Source organism: Desulfopila sp. IMCC35006 (assembly GCF_005116645.1).
GTDB lineage: Bacteria > Desulfobacterota > Desulfobulbia > Desulfobulbales > Desulfocapsaceae > Desulforhopalus_A.
The window spans coordinates 13,390-36,310 of record NZ_SWCM01000022.1; the positions used below are offsets into that span (position 1 = coordinate 13,390).

21 protein-coding genes and 1 tRNA gene are annotated in these 22,921 nt (G+C 48.2%); 7 read left to right on the forward strand and 15 right to left on the reverse strand.

Annotated features, from left to right (window positions below):
- Positions 1 to 498: 498 nt before the first annotated feature.
- Complete coding sequence (locus FCL47_RS22595; protein WP_136815991.1) at positions 499 to 903, reverse strand: thiol-disulfide oxidoreductase DCC family protein; 405 nt, start codon at positions 901 to 903, stop codon at positions 499 to 501.
- A gap of 428 nt (positions 904 to 1,331) precedes the next feature.
- Between FCL47_RS22595 and FCL47_RS22600 the strand changes: the two genes are divergently transcribed.
- The 5 genes from FCL47_RS22600 to FCL47_RS22625 all read left to right on the forward strand — a co-directional run bounded on the left by FCL47_RS22600 (position 1,332) and on the right by FCL47_RS22625 (position 5,052).
- On the forward strand, positions 1,332 to 1,673 hold the full coding sequence (locus FCL47_RS22600) for a hypothetical protein (RefSeq protein ID WP_136815992.1): 342 nt from the start codon (positions 1,332 to 1,334) through the stop codon (positions 1,671 to 1,673).
- Positions 1,674 to 2,115: 442 nt separating this feature from the next.
- Positions 2,116 to 2,949 carry a tyrosine-type recombinase/integrase gene (locus tag FCL47_RS22610; protein WP_136815993.1) on the forward strand — a complete coding sequence of 278 codons (834 nt, stop codon included), beginning with the start codon at positions 2,116 to 2,118 and terminating at the stop codon, positions 2,947 to 2,949.
- A gap of 140 nt (positions 2,950 to 3,089) precedes the next feature.
- A complete protein-coding gene (locus tag FCL47_RS22615) occupies positions 3,090 to 3,518 on the forward strand; it encodes a tyrosine-type recombinase/integrase (protein ID WP_255580809.1) in 429 nt (142 codons plus the stop codon).
- Entirely contained in the window at positions 3,502 to 4,236 is a 735-nt protein-coding gene (locus FCL47_RS22620; protein WP_136815995.1) for a tyrosine-type recombinase/integrase, read from the forward strand. The genes FCL47_RS22615 and FCL47_RS22620 overlap by 17 nt, the downstream gene beginning before the upstream one ends.
- A gap of 576 nt (positions 4,237 to 4,812) precedes the next feature.
- Complete coding sequence (locus tag FCL47_RS22625; RefSeq protein ID WP_136815996.1) at positions 4,813 to 5,052, forward strand: hypothetical protein; 240 nt, start codon at positions 4,813 to 4,815, stop codon at positions 5,050 to 5,052.
- 497 nt (positions 5,053 to 5,549) lie between these two features.
- Here the strand turns inward: FCL47_RS22625 and FCL47_RS22630 are convergent, their stop codons facing one another.
- The 5 genes from FCL47_RS22630 to FCL47_RS22650 all read right to left on the reverse strand — a co-directional run bounded on the left by FCL47_RS22630 (position 5,550) and on the right by FCL47_RS22650 (position 10,705).
- Positions 5,550 to 6,611 carry a site-specific integrase gene (locus FCL47_RS22630; protein ID WP_136815997.1) on the reverse strand — a complete coding sequence of 354 codons (1,062 nt, stop codon included), beginning with the start codon at positions 6,609 to 6,611 and terminating at the stop codon, positions 5,550 to 5,552.
- Positions 6,612 to 6,766: 155 nt separating this feature from the next.
- Positions 6,767 to 6,842: transfer RNA gene (locus tag FCL47_RS22635), tRNA-Arg, on the reverse strand.
- 122 nt (positions 6,843 to 6,964) lie between these two features.
- A complete protein-coding gene (locus tag FCL47_RS22640; RefSeq protein WP_136815998.1) occupies positions 6,965 to 8,251 on the reverse strand; it encodes a glucose-1-phosphate adenylyltransferase family protein in 1,287 nt (428 codons plus the stop codon).
- The gene (locus FCL47_RS22645) at positions 8,248 to 9,501 is read right to left on the reverse strand and encodes a glucose-1-phosphate adenylyltransferase family protein (RefSeq protein ID WP_136815999.1); all 1,254 of its coding nucleotides are present in this window, start codon (positions 9,499 to 9,501) and stop codon (positions 8,248 to 8,250) included. The genes FCL47_RS22640 and FCL47_RS22645 overlap by 4 nt, the downstream gene beginning before the upstream one ends.
- Positions 9,502 to 9,682: 181 nt before the next feature.
- On the reverse strand, positions 9,683 to 10,705 hold the full coding sequence (locus FCL47_RS22650) for a bifunctional oligoribonuclease/PAP phosphatase NrnA (RefSeq protein ID WP_136816000.1): 1,023 nt from the start codon (positions 10,703 to 10,705) through the stop codon (positions 9,683 to 9,685).
- 551 nt (positions 10,706 to 11,256) lie between these two features.
- Here FCL47_RS22650 and crcB point away from each other — a divergent pair.
- The gene (gene crcB, locus FCL47_RS22655; RefSeq protein WP_136816001.1) at positions 11,257 to 11,634 is read left to right on the forward strand and encodes a fluoride efflux transporter CrcB; all 378 of its coding nucleotides are present in this window, start codon (positions 11,257 to 11,259) and stop codon (positions 11,632 to 11,634) included.
- A gap of 14 nt (positions 11,635 to 11,648) precedes the next feature.
- Positions 11,649 to 12,737 (forward strand): LptF/LptG family permease, encoded by a 1,089-nt coding sequence (locus FCL47_RS22660; protein WP_136816002.1) that lies wholly within the window; start codon positions 11,649 to 11,651, stop codon positions 12,735 to 12,737.
- 76 nt (positions 12,738 to 12,813) lie between these two features.
- Here FCL47_RS22660 and FCL47_RS22665 read toward each other — a convergent pair whose 3' ends face one another.
- The 9 genes from FCL47_RS22665 to FCL47_RS22705 are packed head-to-tail and all read right to left on the reverse strand — an operon-like array spanning position 12,814 to position 22,918.
- Positions 12,814 to 13,503: an FKBP-type peptidyl-prolyl cis-trans isomerase gene (locus tag FCL47_RS22665; protein ID WP_136816003.1), complete on the reverse strand. Its 690-nt coding sequence runs from the start codon at positions 13,501 to 13,503 to the stop codon at positions 12,814 to 12,816.
- Positions 13,504 to 13,541: 38 nt separating this feature from the next.
- Positions 13,542 to 14,057 (reverse strand): Smr/MutS family protein, encoded by a 516-nt coding sequence (locus FCL47_RS22670; RefSeq protein ID WP_136816004.1) that lies wholly within the window; start codon positions 14,055 to 14,057, stop codon positions 13,542 to 13,544.
- A 27-nt stretch (positions 14,058 to 14,084) separates the two neighbouring features.
- Positions 14,085 to 16,268 (reverse strand): bifunctional (p)ppGpp synthetase/guanosine-3',5'-bis(diphosphate) 3'-pyrophosphohydrolase, encoded by a 2,184-nt coding sequence (locus FCL47_RS22675; RefSeq protein ID WP_136816005.1) that lies wholly within the window; start codon positions 16,266 to 16,268, stop codon positions 14,085 to 14,087.
- Positions 16,269 to 16,282: 14 nt separating this feature from the next.
- Positions 16,283 to 17,995 carry a proline--tRNA ligase gene (locus FCL47_RS22680; RefSeq protein WP_136816006.1) on the reverse strand — a complete coding sequence of 571 codons (1,713 nt, stop codon included), beginning with the start codon at positions 17,993 to 17,995 and terminating at the stop codon, positions 16,283 to 16,285.
- A gap of 1 nt (position 17,996) precedes the next feature.
- Positions 17,997 to 19,079 (reverse strand): flavodoxin-dependent (E)-4-hydroxy-3-methylbut-2-enyl-diphosphate synthase, encoded by a 1,083-nt coding sequence (gene ispG, locus FCL47_RS22685; RefSeq protein ID WP_136816007.1) that lies wholly within the window; start codon positions 19,077 to 19,079, stop codon positions 17,997 to 17,999.
- Between the two features lie 14 nt (positions 19,080 to 19,093).
- Positions 19,094 to 19,825: a tRNA (adenosine(37)-N6)-threonylcarbamoyltransferase complex dimerization subunit type 1 TsaB gene (gene tsaB / locus FCL47_RS22690; RefSeq protein ID WP_136816008.1), complete on the reverse strand. Its 732-nt coding sequence runs from the start codon at positions 19,823 to 19,825 to the stop codon at positions 19,094 to 19,096.
- The gene (gene rseP / locus FCL47_RS22695; RefSeq protein ID WP_136816009.1) at positions 19,825 to 20,898 is read right to left on the reverse strand and encodes an RIP metalloprotease RseP; all 1,074 of its coding nucleotides are present in this window, start codon (positions 20,896 to 20,898) and stop codon (positions 19,825 to 19,827) included. The genes tsaB and rseP overlap by 1 nt, the downstream gene beginning before the upstream one ends.
- Before the next feature lie 59 nt (positions 20,899 to 20,957).
- Complete coding sequence (locus FCL47_RS22700) at positions 20,958 to 22,118, reverse strand: 1-deoxy-D-xylulose-5-phosphate reductoisomerase (protein ID WP_136816010.1); 1,161 nt, start codon at positions 22,116 to 22,118, stop codon at positions 20,958 to 20,960.
- Positions 22,118 to 22,918, reverse strand: coding sequence for a phosphatidate cytidylyltransferase (locus FCL47_RS22705; protein ID WP_136816011.1), 801 nt, complete (start codon positions 22,916 to 22,918; stop codon positions 22,118 to 22,120). Before FCL47_RS22705 ends, FCL47_RS22700 begins: the two co-directional genes overlap by 1 nt.
- Between the last annotated feature and the right edge of the window lie 3 nt (positions 22,919 to 22,921).

Genomic DNA, 22,921 nt, shown 5'->3' on the forward strand with positions numbered 1-22,921 from the left:
GGAAAAATTGTCTGGTTGTTTGAGTATGAATAGCGCCCGTAATCAAGTTCAATCTGGACTCACTTTAAACGAGAAGAAAGCTGCACCTTCAGTCTGGCTAGAAAGAACTGGTCGCACAGTGTATTGATTTTCTGTTCATACATGCAAGTGTTCTTCTTTTTGGCCTTTTAAACTGAAAGATTGAAAAGTATCGAGCATCCGTTTCACCTAAAATGGAGCAACTTTTTCAACACGGATTTTTCTCGAAACTACTATGCTTCAATTTCAGGGCTATCAGGAAACATATCAAAGTGACGTGTCGGACACTCGCGTTATATTCAAGAAGAATCTCATGTCTGATAGACAAAACAAAGACTGTCTCCAAGAAAACTGGAAACATGCTCCGAGCATTTGATGACAAGTACATCTTGATTTTTATCTCGGTGATTTTTATCTCGGTTTGTTGCGGGGAAAAGAACAAAAAACTCGGCTTGTTTATTAAATTCATGACAGTATAAATTATAAAAATCTATCCTTTATATTTTTATCAGGAAGCAGACACTGATTTTTTCTGCCAAACCACCGATACCTGTTTTTTGAAATTATTGAATAAACTAAATCTCTGACAGGCTTTGGGATAAATTTAAAAACATACAGGAATCTCCATAGGCCATCGAGATCTTTCGCTATTTCTACAGCAGCATCGCTCTTGACATACACTTGATCATTTTTTAGTAGGATAACGGAGCCATCTTTGAAAGTGTCGACACCATGCAGGCGCTGAAGTTCCTTCCCTATATCCGATTGGGCAGATACAAATTTAAACCTCGCTTGGCGGTCATTTTTAACGATAAATTTTACAGAATACTCACAAAGATTGCATACACCGTCAAAAATAATAAGTGGTTGATCGGTCTTCTCCATCTATATTCTCCAAAGCATATCTTCACGTCAAACAGTTTGAAGAAAAGAAATTATAGAACAATCTCAACCTTCAGAATGCTCCATTTCGTGAGGGATTACAAGGTATGTTCAGGAATTATGTTGCGAGATCAGTTATGTTGCGCCTTTTCTTCTCTGTTTGTTTTTCTTCCCTGTTTTTGTAGTTGTAAAGATTTATCTTTTCTTCCTCAATTTTCTTTGTCTTTTCTTCTTTTTCTTCCTTTTTTTGTTAGATAACGGGAAAGTACTGATAACAAACGAAAGGCCCGAAGCAGCCACTTCGAGCCTTTCAAGAGACATCCCGTAAATACGGAAGCCCAACAAGCAACTTCATATAATCACGGCTTCCGTTTTTATTCAAGACGGAAGAATGGAAATCCTTTTACTGAAGGCTGTTTCATGCAGGCGGTGTGGCAGAACATTTTATATCTGCCAGAGTTGCTGGCGAGGGCAGGCCTACTGTCGTGATTCCTGTCGGCACCATTCCCAGCGAGAAGCCCACCGTTTGGCACAGCAAAGATATCGACAAACAACAAGAAGCCGGGAGGCTCACCGGCAAGCTCAAAGAATGCGAAGGATGCACGTTTATAAAAAAAACGTGGCTGATGCATCTTCTACACCTGCACCCGAGCGTGATAGGTTACCTCAAGATCACCAGTTTATCGTCCCTTTTTGCCATTTTTGCGGTGGAAAAGGTGTGGTTGTGGAACATTTTCCCCGACGGGGCTATGGGAGACGGAATTCAATATTAAATATCGAATCATTCAGACATTCTGGAGGAGCACATGGTCAATAGAAAATCCTTTGTTTGTGATCGTACAAGGAAGATAGATGGAAGCTTCGCCTGGATCGGCCACCGTTTTCTAAGAGGTGGTTTTTTTACCAGCCTCAGTCAAAATGAATTGCTCCTGTATTTTTTTCCTGGTACTTGCGGCTGATCGCCAGGGGCTTTCCTATTACCACTATGACAAGATCTGTTCTTTACTCTGTCTTTCCCTGGATGACTATATCGTTGTCCGTGATCAGTTGATAGAAAAAGACCTGATCGCATTTGACGACACCTTCTTTCAGGTCCTCTCCTTGCCGAAAAGCCCGTTACTCAACCTACAAAGTTGCTCCAGAATCGAGACAATATGGAGATATTTGATCTTGTCACAATCAAGCAAATAATACGCAGACGATTAGGCCGTGACCATGAATCATAACGATTCAAAAGGACTCTTGCAGGCAATTGAACAATATCTTCTGCAGCGAATCGAACAGGGTTTCCCGGATACAAACATCGACATCCAATGTAGGCTTCTCCAGGATTTCCGGCTCTTTGCAGAGCAACAGGCAAAAGAGTGGGACGGGATATTTACCCTTGAAATATTGAAAGAATTTATGCTGCAGGGTAACAGCATCGAACGACGACGAGCGGTTCGGGGTCTGGCAAACTTCTTGTATCGCGAAAAGCAAATTACCCAGCCCATTCCAAGAAAATCAAGACCGAAGCTACCGGAAATATTTGAGGACTATCTGCATTACTGCGCCACTACCCGTTACGACACAGAAAAAACAGTACAACATATACGGCGAATTCTTGAAGCGTTCGATCACTACCTCAAACACCATAATCTCAGCCTTTCTGCACTAACCATAGAACAAATAGACGCCTTTGAGCGGGAATACAATGCATCTTATTCCCGGCAAAGCCAGAAATATAACCGGAATTGTTTCAAGCTCTTTCTGAGATATCTCTACCGTGAGCGCCACGTTCTCAAGCGAGATTATGCAGAACTGTTCAAAGTACCGCGAATATACCATCAGGTAAAACCACCCTGTTTCTTGCGTCCTGATGAAATCCAGCAACTTTTTGACAGTATGACACCGGCAACACATGCTGAGTTACGGGCCTATGCCATGGTTCATATAGCCTATACCATGGGGTTGCGCCCTCAGGAAATTAGTAGATTGACGCTGGATGATATTGGTTTCAGCAAGTGTCACCGCCGATCATTTTTGACCCACCCACCGACGATTAATTGACCCACCGTTTGTGGTTGTAGCGCTGCAACATTTTCCTTTAAAACTCCCTCGTTCCTTATTGGGAGCGACTTTGAAAGAAAAATGTTTTCATTAAATACCCATTGTGCCACAAAGTGGGTGGGTCCGAGAAATGGCCTCCGGTGGGTCAATTTTTAATCGGTGGTGACACAAGCAAGGCGGAGATGAATATCAGATACCGCAAGGCCGGCCTGCCGGTCACGATGCCGATTCCACAAAAGACACTGAAAGCTATTGCGGCCTATCTGGTCGGAGGCCGTCCGAAAAATGATTGCAGCGAGCTTTCTCTTCAATGTTGTCGTCCGTACAGACCTGTTAGTTCCCCGACTGTTTGCTATGCCATAAAAAGTTGTATGCAAAAGGCCGGTTTACCTGAAGAGGCCACCACCTATTGGCTGCGTCATACCCATGCACAGCATTTGCTGGAAGCTGGGATCTCCGTCTTTGAAATCAAAGAAATGCTTGGTCATGATGACATTGAAGCAACAAACAGATACCTCCATATTCATCTCAAACTCATGAAGAGGGTTATCCTTGGCGAACTCGTTTGAAAGTTTCCTGGCACCACAGATGGAGCAATACATCGAATACTGGGAAAGCCTTGGCTATTCCGCGAAAGCAGTGGTCAGGTTAAGACTATTAGGTCGGTATATGGTGACGAAAAATGTGACCACGCTTGAGGCCTTGACACCTCTGTTCTTTCTGAAAATGTGGACAGATCTGGCAATAGACCCGAATACGATAAACAGGGTGATCTATGGCTTACGCGGCTTTTTTCAATATCTCGTGCGAATTGAGTTCTGTCACTATAATCCGCTTGAGGGAATCCCCGGTTTCAAGGGAAACAACATTATCCCCTTTATTTTCGCTGATCAGGAGATTGAACATCTACTCGAAGTATCCTGGAAACAAGTCCGTAAAGAAAAACAAACGTTTTTTCTCAAGGATATGAGTTGTTGTATGGCTCTGCAACTATTGGCCCGCTGCGGTTTACGGATATCGGAGCCCCTGCTCTTAAAAGTAACGGATTTCAGGGCTGACGAGAGAACAATCCATAGGAGAAAGACAAAGTTCCGAAAAGATCAGTTAATTCCCAGCCCAATGGAGGTGGCAAACCATCTATCGGATTATCTCTTACTTCGCAACACCTTGCTGCCGGCGGATAATCAAAACCCGTATCTCCTGGTCAGAGATCAAGACAAGGGCTTGCACAAACAGCAGGTTCGCAACTATTTCCACCTGGCAATAAAAGAAATCGGACTCCTATAACGCTGAGATAATTTCACCCATTCATCCACAATTCAAAATGATGGTTTTCATATCCCGTTACCCCGCCAAACATACATGAATACTACCCCGCCGAGATGAGTGTTTATGCGTATAAACGCCCTGGCTGGATGAAATTAGCACAGCAAAAGCGGGTGCAATTAGCTCAGCGCTATAGGACTCACTCAAGCCAAACAGATTATCGGGAACACTAACATCAGTGGTACTACGCCACACTCGTTGCGCCATTCTTTTGCAGTCAATACCCTCAGACGGATAAAAGAACGAGGTGATTCACCACAAAATGCCCTGCCGGTTCTTGCAGTATTTCTTGCAGTATACATGGGACACAAAAAATACACCTATACCATCTACTACCTCAAACTGATCGATGCGGACCAACACCGAAATCTCGTTGATTTCATGATTAAGTATCCATTACGACTATGAAACTTACAATCAGTGTGCACCATTTTTTTGAGCAGTATCTACCACGGATCAAAGGGTACGATCCAATACGATCAAGGCCTATCGTGATGCGTTTTCTCTCTTCTACCTTTTGCCAGGGATACGCTTGGCATGCCCATCAACTCTTTGCAACTTGAGCAGCTCACCCCGGAGTTGATTGTAGACTTTTTTGGTTGGCTGGAAAAAAAGCGGGGAAATGGGGTCAGAACCAGAAATCATCGATTGGCGGCCATACAATCCCTGGCAAAGATGATCTTCTATATGCATCCGGGAAAAAGTGATATTGCGGTGCGAATACTGGATATCCCCTGCAAGCGTTACCACAGGAACATCATCGGATTTCTTTACTAGGAAGAAATCTTGGCTGTTCTTAATTCCGTTAATCTCAGTTCTGCACAAGGCTAATGAGATCGATTTTCTGTGTACGTCCAGGCCTATAAACTTGGTGCTTTGGTTAGTTCCCATGGTTGTCCTCCGTAAAATAGGTTTGGTGACGTGGAGTTTGTATCTATTTTAACAGAAGATGCGGCGGTGTTGGTACCTGTCAGACATTATGTCTGTATATACGAACCTTTGACTGACGCGATTTTTTACTTGAATTCGTATGTTTTGACGGAGAAAATATCGTTAGGCACTCTGCAATACACCACAACACTGTCTCATAATCCGGGATCGACTGGGGAAAGCTATTACTGATCACTGAGTTGAGAAAATGGAGTTGAACGTGAGGCTAACCGACGAGCTTGAGCTTACTGCCCAGCTTTTTCCACCCATGCTGAAGGAACAGAGCAGCTCTATTCTCATTTAATGCGGGCCCAGATCGGAATTGATTACGGATGATAAAGCGCTTATTCCAATCCTAAAGAATTGATCCGATCAACGGCTTTCAACTTGTGATCGTTGAGAAGATGAGTGTAGCGAAGAACCATCTGCAAGGTCTTATGCCCTAATATTTCCGCTAAAGTTCTGAGGTCTACTCCTGCCATAAGAAGATGACTGGCAGCGGTATGACGTAGGTCATGGAGGTGTACGTCTTCAAGACCGGCTTTGGCCCTGGCTGTATTATATGACCGTCGGAAATATAGACTTGGACGAGTAAGAGCTTTCTCTAAAAGAGGGCTACTCTGAGGTAGAAACACGAAGGTTTCATTTCCAGCATCTATAGGGCGGATAGAACGGAGAACTTTTTCAGCCACTTCGGTGAGCGGGACATACCGCATGTCAGTTTTGGTTATTTTGAGCTTAACAAGTCTTGCATCTAAATCTACATCGTCCCATTTTAAACCAGCTGCTTCACTTGGCCGCATCCCACTGTGCATCATGAGCAATAAATAGGGATAAAGTTTTTTGTTCTGACTTGTTTGGGCAACATCAAGTAATTTCTGAGCCTCTTCCATTGTAAGAAAACGAGTCCGGTTATTGCTAACCTTTGGCCTAGTTACTTCCGATACCGGATTATTAACTGATAAACCCCATTCACGTCGGGCAATATTGAATAGATGGGAGAGCAGGGCAAATTCTTTTTGAATAGTAGAAGGTGAGACGCTTTTCAAACGAGCATCGCGATAGACCACTAATCGTTGCGCATTGATATCGACCAGAGAGAGATCTTGACCAAAACCGTCAAGAATTGCCTTTGCCGATATTCTATCCCTAATTTCCGAATTCGGTCGCTTCTTTGTTGATACTTGTTCCAGATATCTCTCTATCACCTCAGAAAATAATAACCTTTCTACTGGACGGACATCCTGATATCTCCCCATCCGCATTTCCCTTTCTATTGTAGCAGCCCAGTTTTTCGCTTCGCCCTTCGTGTCGAAAGTCCTGGCCACTGGAGTAAAACCTTTAATTCGTACAGTAGCCGTAAACGTCGTTCTACTTTTTCCTTTGCGAGTTTGAATGCGTGCCATAGCGTAGAGCTCCCAATATTTCTTGTTCCATTTTTGTTCCACTTTTATATCAAACAATACAATAAGAAAGCAGAAAAAAGCAATCTCTAATGGAACAAATCGCACAAAAAAAGGGGATAACCAGTTAATAACTCTGGATAACCCCTTGATATTGTTGGTGCCCTCGGCGCGAATCGAACGCGCGACACCAGGATTAGGAATCCTGTGCTCTATCCCCTGAGCTACGAGGGCGTACTACTTTTTGATGGTTAAAATCAGGCGGAATAATACTCAAGATTTGTCAAAGCGCAATCTTTTTTCAACCTTGCGATTGACAATTATAATCAGAACAGCCGATGATACCTGTCGCCCGGTTATGAAACTTCACCGTCGGCAAAGAGCGATTCGCCATCCTCTATCGTTTGTCCATTGAAGGCGTCTTCGGTAATGTTGCTGTTGACAACGCAGTTTCTGCCGATCTTCTGCTTGGCAGGTACTACTGCGCCTTTACCGATCAGAGTGATACCGGTGTACAGGTGGCTTGGCTTGAGCCGGTTGGCGACGGTATAATTTTCTCCGAAACCAACTATTGCGCCGACTCCCACCTCAACTCTTTTATCGAGAATGGCGAGATCGACAACCGCATTTTTTCTGATGATACAGTCTTCGAAAAGAATAGAGTTTTTTACAACAGCTCCTTTCTCAACAATCACCCCCGGGGCCAGCACCGAGTTTATAACCGAGCCCTGGATAATACTGCCGGCGGAGACCATGCAGCTTTCAAGATGACAGGATGCGCCGAAACGCGCCGGCGCACGATCGGCCGTCCGCCCCTCGGTTTCGATATTGGTCCGGATCTGCCACATCTGCGGAGAGAGACCGCTCTCTTTCTTTAAGACATCCATATTGGCTTCCCAATAGGCCTGGATTGTGCCGACATCCCGCCAGTAGCCATAAAAGGGATAGGCAAAAACGTTATCCTCGGCGATAGCCCGAGGCAGAATATGCATGCCGAAATCAATTTCATCCTTATCACGCATCAGGGTGTTGCGAAGGTATTGATAGTCAAAAACATAAATCCCCATGGAGGCCAGATTGGTCCGAGGTTCTTTGGGCTTTTCTTCCCATTCAATGATCCTGTCATTTTTATCAACGATTCCGGATCCGAACTGATGCATCTCGCTTTTCGGCACGACCATCATGCCAATCGTCACATCCGCTTTTTTGGAGCGGTGATATTCGATCATCGCATCAAAATCCATATGATAGATATGGTCGCCGGAAAGGATCACCACCTCTTCGGCCGGATGAGATTCCAGAAAATCAAGGTTCCGCCGCACCGCGTCAGCTGTGCCCTGGTACCAATCATACTCCTTCTCCCCGGTACGCGGAGGCAGAATCGTCACCCCTCTGCTTCTCCCGGTAAAATCCCAGGCCTCACCCATGCCGAGGTGATTCATCAGGGACAGGGGCTTATACTGAGTCAGCACTCCTACCCTTTTCAGGCCGGAGTTCATAACGTTGCTGAGGCTGAAGTCGATGATCCGATAAATTCCGCCGAAAGGTACCGCAGGCTTGGCCCGTTTCTGCACCAGGATATTGAGACGGCTGCCGACGCCACCAGCGAGAATAAGCACCAATGCTTCTTTTGCTCTTTTCATCGCAATACCTCCCCCGGTTTTAAGCTGACAGGCCAGTTGGTGCTGGGAATGCGGGGATAGACCGTGGCTCCTTCGCCAATTACGGTATGGTCTGGAATCTTGTTGTTCCAACCGATCATCGTCACCGGCGTTCCGGCCACGCATGCATCAGGCCCCACGATCACATTCCTGCCGAAGTTACTGTTCACATCGGCGACGACCTTGTTCAGCCGGGCGTTATCATTGATCACATTACTGAAAAAAATCACCGAATTTTCGACCACTGCCCCTTTTTTGACATGAACACCCGGGAAAAGAATCGAGTTAATGACCGTCCCGTCAATCTTGCAGCCATTGTAGACCATGCTGTTGTGCACAATTGCCTTCTCGCCCAGCAAGGCGGGCTCATTATCGCGAATATGCCGATGCTCGAGGTTGGTGCGAAATTCCCACTTCTCCAGGTCGATGAGAGGTTTGTCCCCGAGCAGATCCATATTCGACTGCCAGTATTCATCAATTGTCCGGGTATACCCCCAGTAGCCGCAGAATTTATAGCCGTAAACTTTTCGGTTTTGCTCCAGCAATGTCGGGATGATGTCTTTGCCGAAATGATACGAGTCGCTCTCCTGGTTTTTTTCCAGGGCACTATAGAGCACCTCCGGTTTAAAACACAGTACGGTCATGGAGGCCCAGTCCGATTCAGGTTCTGCCGGTTTCTCCCAATACTGGACGACCCTGCCGCCCCGTGTATCATCCTCATTATCCAGTCGCGCGATGCCAAACCTGTTTGCTTCATCTTTGCGAACTCTGGTAAATGCCACGGTCAGATCGGCATCTTTTGCCGTGTGATAATCAATCAGGTCCTGGTAATCCATTTTGTAGATGTGGTCTCCAGACAGGATCAATACCTCTTCAGGGCAGTGATATTTGACAAATTCCAGGTTCTTGTAGATGGCGTCAGCCGGCCCCCTGTACCAGTCGGTGGCTTCCGAGCCGAGAAAAGGCGGGAGTATGGACACATGACGAAAACGTCCGATCATATCCCAGGCGGATCCGGTACCGATATGATTAATCAAGGAATAGCTGTGATACTGACTGAGGAGAGCAACCTGTTCAATCCCGGAATTAACCAGATTGCTGAGTGAAAAATCAATAACCCGGCCGACTCCGCCAAACGGAACGGCCGATTTGGGACGGTAATACGTCAGGACGTTCAACTCATCGACTCTACTACCGGCCAGGATCATTGCCAGCGTGGAAGGTCTCAGCATGAGAGCACCTTAAGCAGAAAAAACCTACACAAGGATGCTAACAACTCCAAAGAGCCTCAAACGCATCCTCACCTAATAACTTCGCCTTATGGTAAAAAAAAGTGGCCCTCCGCGCAAGTCTGCATTGCTGAACCGTGTCAAAAATGCCACCCCGGTACACGCGAAAAACGCCCTGATTCTCTCAAATATGCCGCATAATAAAACGCTTTAACGTATCGGAAGTAAACTCTTTATCGCCCAACTGAAGATTTTTCAGAGGCACCTCCGCTCTTGCCGCTCCCTTGTGCCCGCCTGCCGACCCAAGAGACCCGAAAATTTTGTCCGCCAACTTTCCGGCACTTTTCCGATATCCATCGCACCGGAAGATGACGACGAGCTTTTCACCATGCACCCCGGAGACAAAAACCCAATCTATTTCTCCAACGTGATTAAGAAAATCAGCCACAATGACGAGAACGTCCGGACTTCGGACCCGCCCCAGGTGCGTGTAGTAGCGTCCTTTGGAATATTTCAGCTCGGCCAGAGCAATAGAAAAATATTTTAGCTCGGATTGACGCAGATCGGTGAGCTCGAACTTGCGGACCAGATCCCGGTTGGCGATGTTAAAAAGATAGCGAAAGGAGATGCCATCAGCCAGGACCGATTTCTGCTCAAAATCCTGCGTGTCGACTTTTATGCCGTAAAACAGTGCAGTGGCCAGCGCCACCGAAGGCGTCATACCGGCTGCCCGCAGATACTCAACGGCCATCGTCGAAGTGGCGCCGTATTCCGGACGAATATCAATAAATTCACTGTCGAACTTTGCGGCCACGGGATGATGGTCGATAATCGCATGAATTTTAATTTTTTCAAAACATGGTAAATGATTGGGCTGGGAATCGACCATTACCCTTTTGCTGTAATGATCGATCTTGACATCCTTGAGCCGTTCTATGGGGATCCTCAATCGCTTGACCATCGCCTGATTGTTGAGGCGGCGGATCTCATTGGGGTGCGCTATAGTCACACTTTTGACTTTATAACGCAGCAGCCTTTTAACAGCTAAGGCAGAAGCGAGAGCATCCGGATCGGCGTTAATGATGACAAGGACTTCATCGTCCTTGCTAAAAACGCTCCAAAAGGCGAGCAAACGATCCTTAGCCGTGTTCTTGTACGTCTGTTTGCACAAAAGGAGGGGATCATTTTTTTTTTGTTTTCGAGCCATATACGGTATAACAGTGGCATGTTTGAGAGACAAACCCCGGTCGTCGGTTCCCCGGACGGGTAACTGCAGCTGCAGTTACCAGGAGTTCATTTATACTGCAACTGCCCCGCCTCACCTTGTTCACTTATATTGATCGAAGGATGAGTAAAATCGGGAATTGCATCCAAAAACCAGCCACCTCCTGTTGAAAAAGATCTGTTCAGCTTCACGAAAAACCGCAGGAACAGAACAGTTGAACGCCATGAAACAGCGCCCCCGATAAACGTTATTTTTTCAGTGCCCCATGTGCCAGGTTGACCTTTCTTCTCAGAAATTTTTCTTCTGGAAAGGACTTACCATTAATTCCTGCTGCGCTAATATAGCTAAAACTTCCGGGTAATAGTAACACCACGACAATTTTCGATCATACCACACTGATCAAGGGAATTGCAAGGGCAGGGTATTTTCCATCACCTCCGGTAAAGGCGGTTCTTGACGCACGGAAACGATAATGTTACCTACATCTGAACGATCGTACTCTTTAAAATAATGTCAAGCGTAGAGCATCAATTATGAAGGGAATACTCGCCATTGGTCTTGGCGGCGGCATTGGCGCTATAGCCAGATATGCAGTAGCAATCTGTGCTGAAAAATTGACTCCGGTAAACTTTCCGCTCGGAACCCTGGCGGCCAACCTCCTTGGCTGCCTGCTGATCGGCTTTTTATGGAGTACTTTTGACAGGTATCATATAAGTCGTGAGTTCAGACTGTTTCTTTTCACCGGTTTTCTCGGTGGATTTACGACCTTTTCCACCTTTGCTCTCGAAACTGAGGAATTTTTGAAGGCAGGCGAACCGTTGCATGCCGTTTCTTATTTGTTGATAAGTAATCTCCTTGGCATATCTATGGTTGCCCTGGGATTTCTCCTCAGTCAGCGCATTATTCGATAGTTGGAGCCACTTACGTGAATTTGCTTAACCGCTATCTGCTGAGTCAGTTTGTTAAATATTTCTTTACTGTCAACGCCGGATTTTCAGCAATCTATCTGCTCGTTGATTTTTTTGAAAAAATCGATGATTTCAACGCAGCCGGTAAACCACTCATCCTGGCTATTGAATTTTTTATCCTGAAAATTCCCTTTGTCGTCGATCAGCTTGGCCCTGTATTTATTCTGCTCTCCGGGGTCATTTCTCTTGGTATTCTTAATCATACCAATGAACTGACTGCCCTGAAGGCAGGTGGAATCCCTCTTCGGCTGATCATCAGACCGCTGATTTTCGGGTCCGTACTTTTTACCATGCTTTTTCTTGCAGCGGCCCAGTGGCTCTTGCCTGCGACCATTGCCAGGACCAACAGGATCTGGTACGAGGAGGTCAAGGGCAAAGTACCTTTGGGGATTATGCGCAATAACCGCTATTATTACAAAGGAAAAGAGGGTTTTTATTCCTTCGACTGGCCCAACCCTAAAGAATACATATTCAAGAATTTCTCCTATTCCTGTTGGGATGAAAAATATAATATAAAAACACTGACCACAGCTGCAGACGCTATATGGCACACTGAAGACAGCAGCTGGATTTTTAACGACGGTCAGATTCAACAGCAGGAAGGTAATGATAACTACCGCATCAACAACTTTATAACCACCAAGTTGAAATTACCCGAGCAACCTGAAGACTTTCTTGTCCCGGCCGATAAAGCGGCAGAGCTGTCGCTTACCAAGCTGTATAAAGAAGTCTCTCGAGCTACGACCGATTATGAAAAAAGTGCCGCCCTGACAAATTTTCTTGGCCGCATCTCCTATATTTTCCTCGGCATACCATTGCTCTTACTCGGGTTGCCGATCCTGCTCTATTCCTATCGAAAATGGGGACGGGATCTCTCGGTGGCAATTCCGGTAAGTTGCGGTCTTGCTTTTGTCGCCTGGGGTATTTGGGGAGCCCTGCAGTCTCTGGCGATTGCCGGATATCTCTCCCCGGTCATCGCCGCGCTCAGCATACACCTTGTTTTTTCCTGCACCGGTATTTTTCTGCTTATAAAAAATGATCGATAGCCCGGCAATGAAAAAAAAAGGCCGCCCGGAATATCCCGAACGGCCTTTTTATGCTGCAGCTACTTTTAAGGGCTTTTTACTTCTCGATGCCAAGCAGCTCGACATCAAAAACAAGAACAGAGTTCGGCTGAATTTTCGGAGCAGCACCATTTTCCCCGTAGGCCAGTTCTGCCGGGATGACCAGATGTAATTTAGTGCCCACATTCATTAACTGGAGTGCTTCTGACCACCCTTTTATAACCTGGTCAACCTGGAACTGGGCAGGTTCCCCATGCGCCTTGGTACTATCGAATTCGGTCCCATCGATCAGCGTCCCGGTATATTCAACCTTTACCTTGTCGGTCGGCTTGGCTTTGTCTCCCTTCCCCTGTTTCAGGACCTCATACTGCAAACCACTGGTCGTGACCGTCACTCCCTTTTTCTTTTTATTTTCTTCGAGAAATTTTACCCCGGCAGCATGGTTCGCAGCTTTCATTTCTTCCATCTTGACTTTCTGCTTGGCCTGCATCTTCTGGGCGAATTCTTTCTGGATAGTCTGCATCTCTTCAGGAGTCAATGCTGGTTTTTCTCCCTTGTAGGCATCTTCAATACCCTGGACCAGAAATTTCTGCTGAATATCTCCACCAGCTCCCTTAAAATAATTACCGACTTCAAATCCCATACTATAGCTGATCTTTTCTTCAAAACTCGCTGGGGGTGCAGATTGTGACACGGCAGGTAATGCAATACATAGTCCAAGAACTGCCGACACCAAATATTTTTTCATCAGAAACTCCTCCTAAGAAGTTTTATATTTTACCACATTTACGACCACAGAGTCGCGTTACAGATTGTTGTTAGAAGCAGCCTGGGCAGCGCCAGCAAAGCAAAAGTGAATATCACCAGGGTAATACCCCGGTTGCCCTTGTTCAGGTGTTTATCGGTTCCAAGTTGAGGATAACGCCGAAGCAGAGACCTGACCGCTCCCGAGCGTTTGTTAAATTCCTCCCCGAGGATAAAATCGCTGATCAACCCTTTCGTCTTAAAGAAATCAAGGGTTTTTCTGCATTCCGTTCGGATCACCCCACCCTTACCACTCGAGCCATAACCATGGATCAAGGTCAGTACACTGATATTATTTCTGGCCGAATCATCAAGTACTTCATGCAATCGCCGCAGGGCAGCATCCGCCAGCGGCCGCCCCGCCTCGAGATTGACTGTTTTATGCACATAAACAATTTTTTTTTTAAGTCCGGCGGCATCATCTTTACTGCCGCAAAAGGGGCAGACCAGGCCCGAGTCCTCTCTGGTATTGCCGCAGACACCACAAACGATCTTCATTCCGTCACCACAACCCTTTTCCAGCCGCTACAGTCTGCGCACATTAATGACCGCCGGCAGTTGCCGGAGGTGCTGCATAAGGACATTGAGATGATCGAGGTTTTCCACCTCCAGTGAAATTGTCATATCCGCCTGATCCATCGGGGTGGTGTGAGCGGAAATATCAACGATATTGGCATTATCAAGATTGATGGAACTGCTGATTTCAGAAAAGATGCCCCGTTTGTTTTCTGCACTGACATGGATGCCGACTTTGAAATTTTTCTCGGCGATACCGGACCAGGAGACATCGATCCATCGCTTGGGATCGGAACTGAGCAGATTGTGACAATTTGACTTATGCACCGAGACTCCCCGCCCCATCGTGATAAAGCCGACGATCGGATCCCCCGGCAGCGGACGGCAGCATTGACTCACTTTAACGAGCATACCGTCGATGCCATCAATGGTTACCCCGGATATATCTTTACCATCTTCGCTGACATGCTGATTCACCATGCGGCTGGCCAGTTCTTCCGGCGGCAGGTCGGTCGCAACGGGCTCGTTCTCTTTACGGAGTTCGGCTGGCTGAAGTCCTTTGATCAGATTCTGGACGGTGATTGCCCCGCTGCCGACCTTGACCAGCAGATCATCCAGCGAGTTGCAATGCAACTGCTTGAGTATGAGGCGAATATGACCACTTTTAATAATTTTTTTGAGCGAAGTGTCATATTTCTTGATCTCTTTTTCACAGATTTCCCGACCAAGCTTGAGGGCCTTTTCTTTTTCTTCACGCCGCAGCCAGGAGCGAATCCTGGTCCTCGCCCGGCTGGTCTTGACCAGATCCAGCCACCCCCGCCTGGGAACCTGCGTGGGCGAGGTGACGATCTCAACGATATCACCGGTCTGCAATTGATATTTGAGCGGTACCTGCCGACCGTTGACCTTCGCTGAAACACAGTGGTCACCAACCTCGGTATGGATAGAATAGGCAAAATCAATGGGGCAGCTGCCAAGAGGAAATTCCTTGACCTCGCCTGTCGGGGTCAGGGCATACACCTCGGGATCGTACAGTTCACCGATCAGGCTGTCGAGAAATTCTCGTGGATCTTCAACGTCCTGCAGAGAGGTGACAAGTTTTTTCAGCTCCCGAAAAAGCTTGGCGTCGTTCTTATTGACCTTCTGTCCCTCTTTATAGGCCCAGTGGGCGGCAACCCCTTCCTGGGCAACCCGGTCCATCTGGTCGGTACGAATCTGGATCTCGATAAAGTGATCACGGGGGCCAACAACCGTGGTATGCATCGACTGGTAATTATTGGCCTTGGGAACAGATATAAAGTCCTTGATTCGTCCGGGTACCGGCGACCAGTTGGCGTGGATAGTGCCAAGCGCCTCATAGCATTCGTTCACCGTTTCGACGATGATCCGGAAGGCAACCTTATCATAGACCCGGTCAAGGGAAATGTTCTGGGCGATGAGTTTCTTGTAGATGGAATAAAGGTGCTTGGGACGACCAATGATCCGGATGGGCGTGATATTGCTTTCTGCCAGCTTTTCATGGAGGATGGCGATGACTTCATCGACATATCGCTGCCGCTCATCAAGAGAACTCTCCATTGTATGCGAGAGATTGTAGTGTTCTTCCGGATATAAAAATTTAAAGGCATGGTCCTCGAGTTCACGCTTGAGCCAGTCGATACCGAGTCGGCTGGCCAAAGGGGCATAGACATCCATGGTCTCCCTGGCCATGTCCAGCTGCTGCTCCCGGTCGACCATATCGAGCAGGAACATATCGAGTAATCTGTCGACCAGCTTCACCAGCAACACCCGGATATCGGTGGCAATAGCCAGCAGCATTTTCCGGAGGTTGTCCGCCTGACTGGCCAGCTTACTGTTGTAGGTGACTTTGGTTATCTTCGTCGACCCTTCAACAATGCCCGCCACATCCTTGCCGAATTTATCGGTAAGCTCCTTGACGGTCACCCCTTCTTTCAAAACCCCGTGCAACAGACCGGCCAGAACAGTATCGAAATCAAGGTGCATGGACGCCAGCATGGAGGCGACTTCCAGCAAATGAATAGTATACAGTTCCCCGGAAAAATGCCGTTGTCCCTGGTGGACCCGGCACACGATTTCCCACGCCTCATCTATCGGTGACAGATCGACGCCGTGCAGATAGTTTCCCGCAAGAATTTTCAGCCCGTTCGGGTTTACTGTGGATGGATTGGTCATGGACAACTGGTCGGTTAGTTAGTCAGTTGGGCAAAAATTGCTGTCTTTAAACGCCCGATGGTATCCTCCGGTGTCAGCTCTTCGACAACACCGTCTCTGCGATGCTTTATTTCCATCATACCGTTTTCCTTAAAACTTTTTCCGACTGTCACCCGATACGGAATGCCCAGCAAGTCGGCGTCTTTAAATTTGAAGCCCGGTCGCTCATCCCGGTCATCCAACAGCACTTCCAGACCCGCCGCCATAAGATCCTGGTAAAGTTTTTCAGCCGCAGAGTTGATCGTCTCATCACTGCCGCCCAGATTGACGATAATGACGGTATATGGTGCCAGGGGAACGGGAAAGATGATACCCTTGTCGTCATGGTTCTGTTCGATTGCGGCGGCGACAATTCGACTGACACCGATGCCATAGCAGCCCATAACAAAGTGTTTGGACTGGCCATCTTTATCCTGGAAGGTAGCATTCATCGACTCGGAATAGCCGGTGCCCAGTTTAAATACATGGCCGACTTCGATCCCTTCCGTTGTTTCAAGTTTACCGCCGCATTCCGGACAGGGATCATCGGTGGTGATCTGACGCAGGTCGGCCACCGCCTCCACCTGAAAATCCCGCCCCAGATTAACGTTTTTGAGATGATAATTTTTCTCGTTGCCTCCGACATAAAAATTCTGCATGGCGGCAACTTCCTGATCGGCGACGATACGTAAATCAACACCGACCGGTCCCAGATAACCTGTCGGTACTCCGGTGGCATCGAAAACCTCTTTATCGTCGGCCAGCTCAATATCGGCTGCGCCAAGCAGGTTTTTCAGCTTCACCTCCTCGACTTCACGATCCCCGCGAACCAGCACGCCAACCGGCTTGCCGTCTGCCTTGAACACCATTGTTTTTACCAGCTGGCGAGGTTCGATACCTAAAAAGTCACAAACGGCATCGACCTTTCGCTTGCCGGGAGTCTCGATTTTTTCCATCTGGCCGGGAGCTGCCTCATGGTTGACCGGCACCAGTTTGACAACCGCTTTTTCCATATTGGCGGCGTATTCGCAATTCTTACAGACAACAATAGTATCTTCTCCGGTATCGGCCAACACCATAAACTCATGGGAGAAACTGCCGCCGATTGCGCCCGAATCGGCCTGCACTGCCCGAAAGGAAAGACCGCAGCGGGTAAAGATTCGTTTGTAGGCGTCAAACATCTTCTGATAGGAGAGTCCGGCAGCCTCATCGCTTACATCAAAGGAATAGGCATCTTTCATAATAAATTCGCGGCCCCGCATAAGGCCAAAGCGCGGCCGAATCTCGTCGCGGAACTTGGTCTGAATCTGGTACAGATTAATCGGCAGATTCCGGTAGGAGTGTAATTCCTTACGGGCGATATCAGTGATCACCTCTTCATGGGTCGGTCCAAGGCATGATTCCCGGTCATGACGATCCCGAAAACGCAGCAATTCCGGCCCGTATTTTTCATACCGTCCGGTCTCAACCCATAGATCGGCTGGCTGGACCATCGGCATGAGCAGTTCCTGGGCACCGGCACGGTTCATCTCCTCGCGGACAATATTTTCAACCTTGCGGATAGCCGCAAGACCGATGGGCATGTAGGTGTAAACACCGGCGGTGAGCTTACGAATAAAACCTGCCCGCAGCATCAGTCTGTGACTGATGACTTCCGCTTCGGCAGGTGTTTCTTTTAAAGTTGGTAACAGTGTCTGTGAATAGCGCATATTATTTTTTTTGCCCCTCTTCTTCCATCTTTTTCAACTCGGCCATAAAGACTTCCAACAGTTTATCCTCATGAACCTTTTGCCAGATTTCGCCTTTCTTGAAAATTATACCGACACCATTACCGCCGGCAACACCAATATCTGCCTGCTTCGCTTCCCCGGGACCATTGACGACACACCCCATCACTGCTATTTTCAGTGGACTCTCCATGGTCTGGACATATCGTTCAACTTCTTCCGCCAGCCCGAACAGGTCGATCTGGGTGCGCCCACAGGTGGGACAGGAGATCAGTTCCGGTCCGCGCTCACGGATTTTCAGCGCTCGCAGGAGCTCAAAGCCGACCCGCACCTCTTCCACCGGATCACGGGTGAGAGAGATGCGAAACGTATCCCCAATGCCCTGGCTCAGAAGAATGCCCAGGGCAACACTCGATTTGACGGTACCGGCAATCAGTCCACCAGCTTCGGTAACCCCTAGGTGCAGCGGGTAGTCGGTTATCTTCGCCAGCTGCTGGTAACCGTTGATTGTCGTCAATACGTCCGCTGATTTGATGGATATTTTTATCGCATTATAGCCATGTTTTTCCACCAGCCGGACATTGCGCATGGCACTTTCGATCAGGGCTGCAGTATTATCCGGAGTCGGATAGCCATGTTTTTGCAGCAGATCTTTTTCTATGGATCCACTGTTTACCCCGACGCGGATCGGTACCCCATGCTGTTTTGCCGCGTCGACAACCAGGGCAATTTTCTCTTCACCACCCAGATTGCCGGGATTAATCCTGATTCCATCAGCCCCATTTTCCATGGCGGCGATGGCCAGTCGATAGTCAAAATGAATATCGGCAATCAAGGGAATAGTAATTTCATCCTGGATAGGCCGAATTGCCGCTGCCGCCTGAGGGTCTAGAACTGCCACCCGGACAATATCACAGCCGGCGGCCTGCAGCCGGTGAATCTGGTCAACGGTCAGGGGGACATTTTTGGTATCGGTGTTGGTCATCGACTGCACACTGATGACACTGTCACCGCCTACGGCGACACCGCCGACTTTTATCTGCCGTGTTTTGTTTCTGATAATCATTTGCTATCGAGATGTTATTCCGGCACAGTAATTTTTTTCTGCATCAGGTTAAGCTCGGCATCAGAGCTGCGGATATAGAGGGGCACCGCTTCAGCCACATCGAGGGCGTCTCCGGCAAGAAGTTTTTCCCCGGCGAGCATACCAAGTGATGCAGCGGAAAGTTCATGCAGCATGGCTGGCGCAAAAACAACCCTTTCCCCGAGCAGTTTTTCAAACAGCGCACCATATTCCATAACTCCGTCACCGATCATGACAACCGGTTCGGTTATCCCGGCAGCGAGTTTTTCCGGTGCCACAACGCACATATCGCTGATTCGTACGGCCAGCCCATCATTATTGCAACGATAGAATGCTGAATATACCTCTTTTTTTCGCGCATCGACAACCGCACAAATGAGTTGCGAAGTAGAACATTTTGCAGCAAGCGAATCAAGACTGGAGATGCCGTATAAAGATTTTCCGGCAGCTGCCGCCAGCCCCTTGGCGGTGGCCATGCCGATTCTGATGCCGGTAAAGCTGCCTGGACCGAGACTCACCCCAATTCCGGCAATCTCCGACCAGCCGATCCTGGCTTCCTGCAGCAGGTAGTCGATTGCCTTCAGCAGTCGCCGGGAATGCGTCACATTGCCGGTGAGGCTGAGCGAGGCCAGCACTTTCCCGTCTTTTCTCGTCCCGGAAGTCAGGGCGACTGCACTGCAGGCAGTTGCCGTGTCCATCGACAGTATCAGCGGATGGTCGAAATCCATCAATGAAAGAGCCTGACGATATCGTTGTAGAACACAAAGATCATCAGCGACCCGAGAAGACCGATACCTATCTGCTGCGCCACAATCTGCGCCCGCTCGTTCATCGGTTTTCGCCGCAGCCCTTCGATCGTCAGGAAGACCAGATGACCGCCATCCAGAACCGGAATTGGCAGGAGGTTGAGAATGCCAAGGTTGACACTGAGCAGACTCATAAAATAAATGAGATTCATCCATCCGGCCTTCATCTGTTCCCCGGCAATCTGGGCGATGAGAATAGGACCGCCTATCTCCGAGGCAGGGACAACGCGCTGGATAATTTTCACAAAGCCCATAACTGTCAGAGACATATACATCCAGGTCTGACGACACGCACTCTGTATTGCCCCTATAATATTGCTTTTTTCGTAGGTGAGTTCATCGGCTTTCATGATGCCGATCATATAGCGCTGTTCGACTTCTTCGCCGAAAATATTTTTAACCGCATCGATCGCCGGGGCCATCTCCAAATTCACTCTGGCACCGGCCCGATCCACAACCATATGGATGGGCTTACCCTGACTATTTTTCACTGCTTCCAGCACATCCATCCAGCCATGCGTCTCTTTCTGATCAATGGAGACTATCACATCGTCTTTCTGCACTCCGGCCATGGCCGCAGGTGAGTCATCGTTCACTTTGCCGATTCGCGTGGTATCGACAGATGTCGGAATACCGACGAAAGTAAACACCAGAAAAAAGAGCAGCAGCGCAAAAAGAAGATTAAAAAGCGGACCGGCCAAAACAACCATGAATCGCTGCCAGACGGCCTTATGCGCAAAGGAACCTTTTTTGTCTGCATCGGCAATCTGCTGTTCGTCCGGATTTTCACCGAACATCTTGACAAAGCCGCCCAACGGAAAGGCAGAAATGACGTATTCGGTTTCGCCGATTACTTTTCCGGCGATTTTCGGTCCAAAGCCCAGAGAAAATTTCAACACCCGAACGCCAAATAATTTGGCAAAAAGAAAATGGCCCAGCTCATGAACAAAGATCAGCAGGCCGAGAACCAGAATAAACGAAAATAATGTAGTCATAATGTAAAACAGATATAGATTAAACGTCGCAGGTACTCAGCAACGTCGTTGAATGAAGCTCAATGAATATTCTCAATAAGACAATGGGCTTCCCGTCTGGCTGCACCATCCGCTCCAAGGATATCTTCAAGAATATTCTCACTTCCCTGATGTACAATATCCATTGTTCGGGCAACTGTCTCCGCAATTTGTGGAAAAGTTATCTTCCCATCGAGAAATGCGGAAACCGCCACCTCGTTGGCACTATTCAGGACAGCCGGGAGCACGCCACCACTCTCGAGTGCTGAGAAAGCCAGTTTCAATGCGGGAAAACTGTCGTAGTCGGGTTCGAGAAACTCCAGGTTGCCGCACCGGGCGAGATTCAGCGGCTGCAGCGCCAAAGGCAGCCTGGCGGGATAGGAAAGGGCGTAGGATATTGGAATGCGCATATCGGGAATACCAAGCTGCGCCAGAACAGAACCATCATTGTATTCGACCAGTGAATGGACAATGGACTGGGGATGAACGACGACCTCAATTGCATCGCCGGCCACTTCAAAAAGCCATCTTGCCTCAATAACCTCCAACCCCTTGTTCATAAGCGTCGCGGAATCAATAGAAATTTTGCGTCCCATACTCCAGTTGGGATGATTCAGCGCCTGCTCCCTGGAAACATGTTGTAACTGATCGAGGCGCATGCCGCGAAAAGGTCCGCCGGAGGCGGTGAGAATAATTTTCCGCAGATCTTTTCTGCGCCCCGCTTCCAGGGCCTGAAAAATAGCGGAATGTTCAGAATCGACGGGCAACAGCCTGATTCCTTTTTGGGCAACTGCAGTCATGACTATCCTGCCCGCCATGACGAGTGTCTCTTTATTGGCAAGTCCAATGTCCTTGCCGGCCTCAATAGCGGCAAGGGTTGGCAGCAGCCCGGCTGCCCCGACAATAGCCGAAACGGTAAGATCAGCCGATGGAAAAGCCGCCACCTGAATATTTCCCTCAGTACCATGGACGATTCTATCGTGATACGCAGAAGGCAACAGCAACCGCAGACCACGTGCCAGCTGTGCATCGCCTACGGAAATTAATTCAGGTTTGAATTCCTTCACCTGTTCGGCAAGTCGTGCAACATTCGTCCCGGCGGCCATGGCAACCACCTTATACAGATCAGGAAACTGACGGATAACATCGAGCACATTTACGCCGATAGACCCCGTCGCACCCAATAAAGAAATACACCGCATTATAACACCGGGAAAGCCAGAAGGTAATAGAGTATCGGACAAACGAACAGCAGAGAATCAACACGATCCAGCACCCCGCCATGCCCGGCCAGACAACTGCCGGAATCCTTGGTGTCCGTACCCCTTTTTATGATCGATTCGGTGAGATCTCCGACTATTCCGGCGCCGGCCAGGAAAACAGCGGCGCCTGTAAGAAAGAACCAGTTACATGCCGGCAGCAGCAGAGCGGCAAAAAAGAGTGCCCCTACAAGGCCGCACAAGACACCCCCTATTGCCCCCTCCACCGTTTTATTAGGGCTTATACTTGGGCAAAGTTTCCTCTTGCCGAGAGACCTGCCGACAAAATAAGCACCGGTGTCGGAACACGCAGTTATCGCAGAAGCTATGACCAACCAACTCCCGCCTTCCGGCATAAAACGAAGCAGGACGAGGTGTGCGCCAAGTACGCCAACGTAGAGTATACCGAAAACCAGACGGCAGAAAAGGTCATAACTCTGGTCGATGTTTTTGTAGCGATACAGGAAATAACCGGTCAGGAGCAAAAAAGAACCAAGAGTGGCGCCCAAGAGGGCGTCGGCATACGGATAAAGGCAGGTGACAATCACCGGTGCGGCTACAGCGACGTGCAGTAGCCAACGCTCCAGCAGAGATGTCGGCCGCACATCAACCATTTTGACATACTCAGCGGCCGCTACCAGTACGATAAGAATAATCGCCAGACAAAAAAGGAGTATCGACCCTTTCAGCAGCAGGAGAAGCCAGAAACCAGCAATGAACAACCCGGGGACAATACGTTTCATAGT

Excerpts from the sequence above, each read along its gene's own strand:
- FCL47_RS22595 (WP_136815991.1), bottom strand. The coding sequence starts at position 903 with ATGGAGAAGACCGATCAACCACTTATTATTTTTGACGGTGTATGCAAT.
- FCL47_RS22610 (WP_136815993.1), top strand. The coding sequence starts at position 2,116 with ATGAATCATAACGATTCAAAAGGACTCTTGCAGGCAATTGAACAATAT.
- FCL47_RS22625 (WP_136815996.1), top strand. The coding sequence starts at position 4,813 with ATGCCCATCAACTCTTTGCAACTTGAGCAGCTCACCCCGGAGTTGATT.
- FCL47_RS22630 (WP_136815997.1), bottom strand. The coding sequence starts at position 6,611 with ATGGCACGCATTCAAACTCGCAAAGGAAAAAGTAGAACGACGTTTACG.
- FCL47_RS22640 (WP_136815998.1), bottom strand. The coding sequence starts at position 8,251 with ATGAAAAGAGCAAAAGAAGCATTGGTGCTTATTCTCGCTGGTGGCGTC.
- FCL47_RS22645 (WP_136815999.1), bottom strand. The coding sequence starts at position 9,501 with ATGCTGAGACCTTCCACGCTGGCAATGATCCTGGCCGGTAGTAGAGTC.
- FCL47_RS22650 (WP_136816000.1), bottom strand. The coding sequence starts at position 10,705 with ATGGCTCGAAAACAAAAAAAAAATGATCCCCTCCTTTTGTGCAAACAG.
- crcB (WP_136816001.1), top strand. The coding sequence starts at position 11,257 with ATGAAGGGAATACTCGCCATTGGTCTTGGCGGCGGCATTGGCGCTATA.
- FCL47_RS22665 (WP_136816003.1), bottom strand. The coding sequence starts at position 13,503 with ATGAAAAAATATTTGGTGTCGGCAGTTCTTGGACTATGTATTGCATTA.
- FCL47_RS22670 (WP_136816004.1), bottom strand. The coding sequence starts at position 14,057 with ATGAAGATCGTTTGTGGTGTCTGCGGCAATACCAGAGAGGACTCGGGC.
- FCL47_RS22675 (WP_136816005.1), bottom strand. The coding sequence starts at position 16,268 with ATGACCAATCCATCCACAGTAAACCCGAACGGGCTGAAAATTCTTGCG.
- FCL47_RS22680 (WP_136816006.1), bottom strand. The coding sequence starts at position 17,995 with ATGCGCTATTCACAGACACTGTTACCAACTTTAAAAGAAACACCTGCC.
- ispG (WP_136816007.1), bottom strand. The coding sequence starts at position 19,079 with ATGATTATCAGAAACAAAACACGGCAGATAAAAGTCGGCGGTGTCGCC.
- tsaB (WP_136816008.1), bottom strand. The coding sequence starts at position 19,825 with ATGGATTTCGACCATCCGCTGATACTGTCGATGGACACGGCAACTGCC.
- rseP (WP_136816009.1), bottom strand. The coding sequence starts at position 20,898 with ATGACTACATTATTTTCGTTTATTCTGGTTCTCGGCCTGCTGATCTTT.
- FCL47_RS22700 (WP_136816010.1), bottom strand. The coding sequence starts at position 22,118 with ATGCGGTGTATTTCTTTATTGGGTGCGACGGGGTCTATCGGCGTAAAT.
- FCL47_RS22705 (WP_136816011.1), bottom strand. The coding sequence starts at position 22,918 with ATGAAACGTATTGTCCCCGGGTTGTTCATTGCTGGTTTCTGGCTTCTC.